Source organism: Streptomyces sp. NPDC059456, assembly GCF_042750055.1.
GTDB lineage: Bacteria > Actinomycetota > Actinomycetes > Streptomycetales > Streptomycetaceae > Streptomyces.
In genome coordinates, this window is the sequence record NZ_JBHYVA010000019.1 from 22,047 (window position 1) to 30,493 (window position 8,447).

Consider the following 8,447-nt stretch of genomic DNA (forward strand, 5'->3'; position numbering starts at 1 on the left):
CCCTCCCCACCACCCCACTGGTTCACAAAACCTTTACATCAACTTTCTACTCATGGGGTGGGGGCTTCTCCCCACCCTTGCCCCCACCCCCCGACTGCTTTACCGACTGTTCTTTTCAGCCGGTGACGGGGTGAAGTCAATGACTGAAATGATCTCCCCACCAGCGCGGAGTGGTTCTAGGCTCTTCCGTACCGCCGGTCGCGCAGTGCGGGGACGGGCACCGCACACGCACCGGAGCACCAGCGGTACTTGAGCGCCGCTCCCGAACGGGAGCGCCGCCGGGCAAGGAGGGCCGCATGACCGTACGGCGAGTAATGGGAATCGAGACGGAGTACGGGATCTCCGTCCCGGGGCACCCGAACGCCAATGCCATGCTCACCTCGTCCCAGATCGTCAACGCCTACGCGGCGGCGATGCACCGGGCGCGACGCGCCCGCTGGGACTTCGAGGAAGAGAATCCGCTGCGGGACGCCCGCGGCTTCGACCTCGCCCGCGAGGCCGCAGACACCAGCCAGCTCACCGACGAGGACATCGGCCTCGCCAACGTCATCCTCACCAACGGCGCACGGCTCTACGTCGACCACGCACACCCCGAATACAGCTCCCCGGAGATCACCAACCCGCTCGACGCCGTCCTCTGGGACAAGGCCGGCGAGCGGATCATGGCCGAAGCGGCCGTACGGGCCGCCCAGCTCCCCGGAGCCCAGCCCATCCACCTCTACAAGAACAACACCGACAACAAGGGCGCCTCCTACGGCACGCACGAGAACTACCTGATGAAGCGGGAAACCCCCTTCTCGGAGATCGTGCGCCACCTGACCCCCTTCTTCGTCTCCCGCCAGGTCGTCACCGGCGCCGGCCGCGTCGGCATCGGCCAGGACGGCCGCGAACACGGCTTCCAGATCAGCCAGCGCGCGGACTACTTCGAAGTCGAGGTCGGCCTGGAGACCACCCTCAAGCGGCCCATCATCAACACGCGCGACGAGCCGCACTCCGACGCGGAGAAGTACCGCCGCCTCCACGTGATCATCGGCGACGCCAACCTCTCCGAGATCTCCACCTACCTCAAGCTCGGCACCACCGCCCTCGTCCTCTCCATGATCGAGGACTCGTTCATCAACGTCGACCTGGCCGTCGACCAGCCCGTCCGCACCCTGCACCAGGTCTCCCACGACCCCGACCTGCACCACCTGATCACGCTGCGCAGCGGCCGCACCCTGACCGCCGTACAGCTCCAGATGGAGTACTTCGAGCTGGCCAGGAAGTACGTGGACGAGCGTTTCGGCACCGACGCGGACGAGCAGACCAAGGATGTGCTGGCCCGCTGGGAGGACGTGCTGGGCCGGCTGGAGAGCGACCCGATGAGCCTGTCGGGAGAGCTCGACTGGATCGCGAAGCGGGAGATCCTCGAGGGCTACCGGCGGCGCGACGGCCTCGGCTGGGACGCGGCCCGGCTCCACCTGGTGGACCTCCAGTACGCGGACGTCCGGCCCGAGAAGGGCCTGTACAACCGGCTGGTGGCCCGCGGCAAGATGAAGCGGCTGGTGGACGAGACGGCGGTCGAGCGCGCCCAGGGCAAGCCGCCGGAGGACACCCGGGCGTACTTCCGGGGCCGGTGCCTGGAGCAGTACGCGGACGACGTGGCCGCGGCCTCCTGGGACTCGGTGATCTTCGACCTGCCGGGACGCGACTCGCTCCAGCGGGTCCCGACGCTGGAACCCCTGCGGGGTACCCGCAAACACGTGAAGGAGCTCCTGGACCGCTGCCGGACGGCGGAGGACCTGGTGCGGGTCCTGAGTGGCAACTGAGGGCTGAAAAGCCCGCGGTCCGGGAATCATGAAAGCAGCCGCACGTTATGAAAGTGCGGGGACGAATGCCGGGCCCTCCTTGTAGGGTCCGACGTAGGGTCTGATCTTGAGAGATCCCGATCCCGGGGTCTCTCGACATGAGCGCGCGAACCGAGCGGGGTGAGGTAGACATGGCGACCAAGGACACCGGCGGCGGACAGCAGAAGGCGACTCGCTCGACCGAGGAGGTCGAAGAGCAGGCCGCAGAGGCACAATCCGACCTCAAGGAACGACAGGAAAAGCTCTCCGACGACGTCGACTCGGTACTCGACGAAATCGATGACGTCTTGGAAGAGAACGCCGAGGATTTCGTGAGGTCGTTCGTGCAAAAGGGTGGCCAGTAGAGGCGCTGGGGCCATTTAATCTTCGGATTGAAGGTGCGGGGGGTTTGGCCAGCAACGTGCCGGAAGGCATGAAGCGCTGTTCTCGGTGCAAGCGTGTGCAACCGCATGAGGCCTTTGCGGGCAACCGTTCGATGCGGGATGGCTTCCAGGCGTATTGCCGAGAGTGCCAGGCTGAGCACTACAAGGCGCGTCGGGAGGCCGCAGGGCGGACGGTGCGGGTCAAGGTCCCCGTGCCGTCCGGCCACAAGCGGTGTCCCGATTGCGGGGAAGTCAAGCCGCACTCCGAGTGGGAGCTGAACCGTACGAGTTCGGACGGATGGGCCAGCTACTGCAAGGAGTGCCGGGCGCAGCGGAACCGGACGAGCTACTTCAAGCGCAAGTACGGCATCACCGAGGCGGAGCGCGACGAGATGATCATGGCTCAGGGCGGTGTCTGCGTCATCTGCCAAGTGGGTCCGGCAGAGCATGTGGATCACGATCATCAGACGGGTAAGGTCCGAGGCGTACTGTGCTTCAGCTGTAACGCGGCCTTGGGGCAGTTCAAGGATCGGCCGGACGTCATAAGGCGTGCAGCCGCTTACGTGGAAGGAAACCTGTGGAAGCCAACAATCGTGGCACAGGGCGTCTACCGGCAGCCTTCCTGACGCCGGGGTCCTCGTCCTTCATGGACTTCCTGGGCGCGCACGCGCCCGAGATGCTGCCCGGGAACCGGCAGCTGCCCGAGGGGATCGTCGAGGCGCCGCACGGGACGACCATCGTCGCCACCACCTTCCCCGGTGGTGTCGTGCTCGCCGGTGACCGGCGGGCGACCATGGGGAACATGATCGCGCAGCGGGACATCGAGAAGGTGTTCCCGGCCGACGAGTACTCCGCGGTGGGCATCGCCGGTACGGCCGGCCTGGCCGTGGAGATGGTGAAGCTGTTCCAGCTGGAGCTGGAGCACTTCGAGAAGGTGGAGGGCGCGACGCTGTCCCTGGAGGGCAAGGCGAACCGGCTGTCCACCATGATCCGGAGCAATCTGGGGATGGCGATGCAGGGCCTCGCGGTCGTGCCGCTCTTCGCCGGGTGGGACGAGGGCAAGGAGAAGGGCCGGATCTTCTCGTACGACGTGACCGGCGGCCGCTCCGAGGAGCACGGGTTCGCCGCCACCGGTTCCGGTTCGATCTTCGCCCGCGGGTCCATGAAGAAGCTGTACCGCCCGGACCTGACGGAGGAGCAGGCCACCACCCTGGTCGTGCAGGCCCTGTACGACGCGGCCGACGACGACTCGGCGACCGGTGGGCCGGACCTGTACCGCCACATCTATCCGATCGTCACCGTCATCACGGACGAGGGATTCCGCAGGCTCAGCGACGACGAGTCGCAGGAGCTCGCCCGGACGGTCACCAACCGTCGCCTGGAGCAGCCCGACGGCCCGCGCGCCGCCCTGCTCTGACCATCCGTCGCCCCGTAGGAGCCCAGAAGAAAGGGACGGACAGCCGGTGTCGACTCCGTTCTACGTCTCACCCCAGCAGGCCATGGCCGACCGGGCGGAATACGCCCGGAAGGGCATCGCCCGCGGTCGCAGCCTTGTCGTGCTGCAGTATGCCGACGGCATCGTGTTCGTCGGCGAGAACCCGTCCCGCGCGCTGCACAAGTTCAGCGAGATCTACGACCGGATCGGTTTCGCGGCCGCCGGCAAGTACAACGAGTACGAGAACCTGCGGATCGGTGGTGTGCGCTATGCCGATCTGCGTGGATACACCTACGACCGGGACGATGTGACGGCCCGTGGGCTGGCCAACGTCTACGCGCAGACGCTGGGCACGATCTTCTCCAGTGCGGGTGAGAAGCCGTACGAGGTGGAGCTGGTCGTGGCCGAGGTCGGTTCCACGGCCGCGGGTGACCAGATCTACCGGCTGCCGCACGACGGGTCGATCGTGGACGAGCACGGTTCGGTCGCGGTCGGTGGCAATGCCGAGCAGATCAGTACGTACCTGGATCAGCGCCACCGGGACGGGATGACCCTGTCCGAGGCGCTGAAGCTGGCGGTGCAGGCGCTGTCCAGTCAGGCGAACGGTGCGGACAAGACGATTCCGGCCGAGCGGCTGGAGGTTGCGGTGCTGGACCGGACGCGGGCCCAGCAGCGGAAGTTCAAGCGGATCCGGGGCCGGCAGCTGTCGCGGCTGCTGGAGGCGGATGTGACGGCGGCCGTGCAGGCGGATGCCGTGTCGAACGACGAGGCTCCCGAGGACGATTCGGAGTAGGGGCTTCGAGCGGCTTTTCTGCGGCGTCCTCGGTCTTCGGGCCGGGGGCGCCGTCGGCGTTTCAGGCGGGGGCCGGGCCCGAGGAGGCGCGGACGACCAGTTCGACGGGGATGTCGGGGGCGGTCCAGGGGGTGCCTTCCAGGACGGCGAGGAGGGCGGTCATGCCCTGTTCGCCGACGCGTTCGGCGGGGAGGTGGACGGTGGTGAGTTCGGGTTCGACGGCGGTGGCGAGGGCGAGGTCGTCGAAGCCGGTGACGGAGAGGTCGTCGGGGATGCGCAGGCCGAGGCGGCGGGCGGCCTTGCAGGCGCCGGCGGCGAGGATGTCGTCGTCGCAGACGATGGCGGTGGGCCGGTCCCCGGGGGCCGCCAGGGCGCTCTCCATGGCCGTGCGGGCGTCGGTGACGGTGAGGGGGGCCCGTACGGTGCGCAGCTCGGCGTGGGGTTTCAGGAGGGCGGCCAGGGCTTCGGCGCGGATGTCGAAGGTCCAGGAGTCGACGGCTGCGGCGAGGTGGAGGAAGCGGCGGTGGCCGTGGGCGAGGAGGTGTGCGGTGGTCTGGCGCATGCCGTCGGCCATGGCGAGGTTGACGTGGGCGGCGGCGCGTGTGGCGGTGGGGTCGCTGTCGAGCATGACGAGGGGGAGTTCGGGGTCGCCGATGGCGTCGATGGCGTGGGCGGCCATGGAGGAGGCGATGACTCCGTCGAGGGCGGCGCGGGCGGAGGGGAAGGGGTTGCGGGCGGGGCCGGTGCCGTCGGGGGAGGGGTAGAGGACGACTCCGAAGCCGTGTTCGGCGGCGATGCGGGCGGCGCCGGTGTAGACGCGGGCGAAGAATTCGTTGGTGAGGGCGGGGACGACGAGGAGGGCGGTGCGGGTGCTGCCGAGGCGGAGGCTGCGGGCGGCGAGGTTGGGGCGGTAGCCGAGGGTGGTGGCGGCTTCGCGGACGAGGCCGGCGGTGCGTGCGGAGACGCGGCCGTGCCATTTGTCGCCGAGGACGAGGGAGACGGTGGCCTGGGAGACCCCGGCGGCGGTGGCCACGTCGCGGCTGGTGGGTCTCGTCACACCGTGCTCCTGTTGTACGAGGTCGGCGGGGTGGGGGTGGTGGTTCGGTTGGACCCCCGTGCTGGGGACATGGTACGTATGACGTCGGACGTTATACGTATTACTTGGTTGACTCCCGGACTGGGTTCCGGGCAGAAGGGGGCGGACATGGCCGCGGGATACGCGGAGCTGCTCAGGACCCGGCATGCTGCGAGGCTGCTGGCGGGCACGCTCGTCGGCCGGCTGCCGAACGCCACCGCGGCGATCGCGATCGTGCTGTTCACGCGGGCCGAGGGGGGCAGCTACAGCCTCGCGGGCGCCCTCGCGGCGGTCTACGGAGTGGCGAACGCGGTGGGTCAGCCGCTGCTCGGCCGTGCCGTCGACCTCTTCGGGCAGCCGCGGGTGCAGCTGCCGGCGGCGGTGTTCTCGGCGCTGGGCATGGCGTGGCTCGCGTTCGCGGGTACCGGGTCGGCGGCTGCCGCGTACGGGGCCGTGATCGTCGGAGGGTTCTTCGCGCCGCCGCTGGAGGGCGGGCTGCGGGCGCTGTGGCCTTCGGTGCTCGGCGACAAGGAGGAGCGCGTGCACGCCGCGTACGCGATGGACGCGGTGGCGCAGGAGATCATGTACGCGGTCGGTCCGCTGCTCGTGACGCTGTGCGTGTCGCTGTGGGATCCGGCGGGGGCGCTGCTGGTCATCCATGCGCTGGGTGTGCTGGGGGCGCTGTCCGTGGTGGTCTGCGAGCCCTCGCGGACGTGGCGTTCGGAGCCGCGCGAGGCGCACTGGCTGGGCGCGCTGCGTTCGCCGGGGCTGCGGGCGCTGCTGGGTGCGTTCTTCTTCGTGGGCATGGCGCTGGGTTCGATCACGGTGGCGGGCGTGGCGTACGCCGACGGCCACGGGGGCCAGTCGGTGTACGGCTGGCTGATGGCGGCGCTGGGTCTGGGTGCGCTGGTGGGCGGTGTGCTGTACGGGGCGCGGCAGTGGGCGGGTGCGCCGGAGCGGCGGCTGCGGGTGATCGTGGCGCTGCTGGCGGTGTGCTATCTGCCGCTGGTGCTGGTTCCGGGGCCGGTGGCGATGACGGCGCTGTCGGCGCTGGCGGGTGTGTTCCTGGCGCCCGCGCTGGCGTGTGCGTTCATCGTCGTGGACCGGCACGCTCCGGTGGGGACGGTGACGGAGGCGTTCTCGTGGCTGGTGACGTTCTTCGGCGTGGGTGCGGCGATCGGTACGGCCGCTGCGGGTCCGGCGGTGGAACTGGGCGGTGCGGCGACCGGGTTCGGCGTGGCGTGCGTCGCGGGTGCGGCGGCGTTGCTGGTGCTGACGCTCACTCAGCGCGTGATGGCGGCTCCGGGCCGGACCCGTACGGTGGCGGGCTCGCCCGTGCCGGCCGCGGAAGGCGGCGGCGGGGACGTGTCGGTGGGCGTGGAGGCCGTCGGCGGGGGCGTGTAGGGGACGGGTGCGATGGTGCGCCGGAGGGCCGGGCGGGGGCCGTGGGGGAGCGGTTCGCGGGCGACTGATCGAAACGGCGTTCACGAACCCGGTTTCAGAACAGTGCAGAAGGCGTAATGTTCAGTCATGGACCGCCGCATTTTCGGGCTGGAGAACGAGTACGGCGTCACGTGCACCTTCAGGGGACAGCGCCGGCTGTCCCCTGACGAAGTGGCGCGCTACCTCTTCCGCCGTGTTGTGTCATGGGGCCGCAGCAGCAATGTCTTCCTGCGGAACGGCGCCCGCCTGTACCTCGACGTGGGTTCGCATCCGGAATATGCAACTCCCGAATGCGACAACGTGACGGAACTCGTCACGCACGACAAGGCGGGCGAGCGCATTCTCGAAGGCCTGCTCGTCGACGCCGAACGCCGCCTGCACGAGGAGGGAATCGCGGGCGACGTCTATCTCTTCAAGAACAACACCGACTCGGCCGGAAACTCGTACGGGTGCCACGAGAACTATCTCGTGGCCCGGCACGGAGAATTCTCCCGCCTGGCGGACATCCTCATTCCGTTCCTCGTCACGCGCCAGCTGATCTGTGGTGCGGGCAAGGTGCTGCAGACCCCCCGGGGTGCGGTCTACTGCGTGAGCCAGCGGGCCGAGCACATCTGGGAGGGCGTCAGCTCCGCGACGACCCGGTCCCGGCCGATCATCAACACGCGGGACGAGCCGCACGCGGACGCCGAGCGCTACCGCCGCCTGCACGTGATCGTCGGGGACTCGAACATGTCCGAGACGACCATGCTGCTCAAGGTCGGGGCCACCGACCTGGTGCTGCGCATGATCGAGGCGGGCACGGTGATGCGGGACCTGACGCTGGAGAACCCGATCCGGGCGATCCGCGAGGTCAGCCACGACATCACCGGTCAGCGCAAGGTGCGCCTGGCCAGCGGCCGGGAGGCCTCGGCGCTGGAGATCCAGCGGGAGTACTACGACAAGGCCGTGGACTTCGCCGAGCGCCGGGGCATCCGTACCGGCACGGTGGACCAGGTGCTGGAGCTGTGGGGCCGCACGCTCGACGCGATCGAGGCGGAGGACCTGGACCGGATCGGGACCGAGATCGACTGGGTCATGAAGTACCAGCTGATCGAGCGGTACCGGGCCAAGCACGGCATGACCATGTCGAATCCGCGGGTCGCCCAGATAGACCTCGCCTACCACGACATCCACCGTCGGCGCGGGCTGTACTACCTGCTGGAGCGCAAGGGGCAGGCGGCGCGGATCTGCAACGACCTGAAGATCTTCGAGGGCAAGTCGGTGCCCCCGCAGACGACGAGGGCGCGGCTGCGCGGCGATTTCATCCGCCGGGCGCAGGAGCAGCGGCGGGACTTCACGGTCGACTGGGTGCACCTGAAGCTGAACGACCAGGCGCAGCGGACCGTGCTGTGCAAGGACCCGTTCCGGTCGGTGGACGACCGGGTGGAGAAGCTGATCGCCGGGATGTGACATCGCGCTGATCTTGGGCGGGGCCCCGTACGGATCTCGTACG

Annotated in this window: 8 protein-coding genes; 7 read left to right on the top strand and 1 reads right to left on the bottom strand. The window is 69.0% G+C overall.

What is annotated here, in order from left to right; genetic code table 11:
- Positions 1–296: 296 nt before the first annotated feature.
- The 5 genes from dop to prcA all read left to right on the top strand — a co-directional run bounded on the left by dop (position 297) and on the right by prcA (position 4,437).
- The gene (gene dop, locus ACFXA3_RS03625) at positions 297–1,808 is read left to right on the top strand and encodes a depupylase/deamidase Dop (protein ID WP_385181357.1); all 1,512 of its coding nucleotides are present in this window, start codon (positions 297–299) and stop codon (positions 1,806–1,808) included.
- Between the two features lie 170 nt (positions 1,809–1,978).
- The gene (locus ACFXA3_RS03630) at positions 1,979–2,191 is read left to right on the top strand and encodes a ubiquitin-like protein Pup (RefSeq protein ID WP_042803062.1); all 213 of its coding nucleotides are present in this window, start codon (positions 1,979–1,981) and stop codon (positions 2,189–2,191) included.
- Positions 2,192–2,259: 68 nt separating this feature from the next.
- Positions 2,260–2,835, top strand: coding sequence for an endonuclease VII domain-containing protein (locus tag ACFXA3_RS03635; RefSeq protein WP_385181373.1), 576 nt, complete (start codon positions 2,260–2,262; stop codon positions 2,833–2,835).
- Positions 2,787–3,626 carry a proteasome subunit beta gene (gene prcB / locus ACFXA3_RS03640; RefSeq protein ID WP_385181361.1) on the top strand — a complete coding sequence of 280 codons (840 nt, stop codon included), beginning with the start codon at positions 2,787–2,789 and terminating at the stop codon, positions 3,624–3,626. The genes ACFXA3_RS03635 and prcB overlap by 49 nt, the downstream gene beginning before the upstream one ends.
- A 46-nt stretch (positions 3,627–3,672) precedes the next feature.
- Positions 3,673–4,437 (top strand): proteasome subunit alpha, encoded by a 765-nt coding sequence (gene prcA, locus ACFXA3_RS03645; RefSeq protein WP_385181363.1) that lies wholly within the window; start codon positions 3,673–3,675, stop codon positions 4,435–4,437.
- A gap of 61 nt (positions 4,438–4,498) precedes the next feature.
- On the opposite strand, the gene ACFXA3_RS03650 is transcribed toward prcA, so the two are convergent.
- Positions 4,499–5,494, bottom strand: coding sequence for a LacI family DNA-binding transcriptional regulator (locus ACFXA3_RS03650; RefSeq protein WP_385181366.1), 996 nt, complete (start codon positions 5,492–5,494; stop codon positions 4,499–4,501).
- A 147-nt stretch (positions 5,495–5,641) separates the two neighbouring features.
- Between ACFXA3_RS03650 and ACFXA3_RS03655 the strand changes: the two genes are divergently transcribed.
- Both ACFXA3_RS03655 and pafA read left to right on the top strand, forming a co-directional pair.
- A complete protein-coding gene (locus ACFXA3_RS03655) occupies positions 5,642–6,916 on the top strand; it encodes an MFS transporter (RefSeq protein ID WP_385181369.1) in 1,275 nt (424 codons plus the stop codon).
- A gap of 126 nt (positions 6,917–7,042) precedes the next feature.
- Complete coding sequence (gene pafA / locus ACFXA3_RS03660) at positions 7,043–8,404, top strand: Pup--protein ligase (protein WP_030294339.1); 1,362 nt, start codon at positions 7,043–7,045, stop codon at positions 8,402–8,404.
- The last annotated feature ends 43 nt before the right edge of the window (positions 8,405–8,447 follow it).

Excerpts from the sequence above, each read along its gene's own strand:
- ACFXA3_RS03630 (WP_042803062.1), top strand. The coding sequence starts at position 1,979 with ATGGCGACCAAGGACACCGGCGGCGGACAGCAGAAGGCGACTCGCTCG.
- dop (WP_385181357.1), top strand. The coding sequence starts at position 297 with ATGACCGTACGGCGAGTAATGGGAATCGAGACGGAGTACGGGATCTCC.
- ACFXA3_RS03635 (WP_385181373.1), top strand. The coding sequence starts at position 2,260 with ATGAAGCGCTGTTCTCGGTGCAAGCGTGTGCAACCGCATGAGGCCTTT.
- pafA (WP_030294339.1), top strand. The coding sequence starts at position 7,043 with ATGGACCGCCGCATTTTCGGGCTGGAGAACGAGTACGGCGTCACGTGC.
- ACFXA3_RS03655 (WP_385181369.1), top strand. The coding sequence starts at position 5,642 with ATGGCCGCGGGATACGCGGAGCTGCTCAGGACCCGGCATGCTGCGAGG.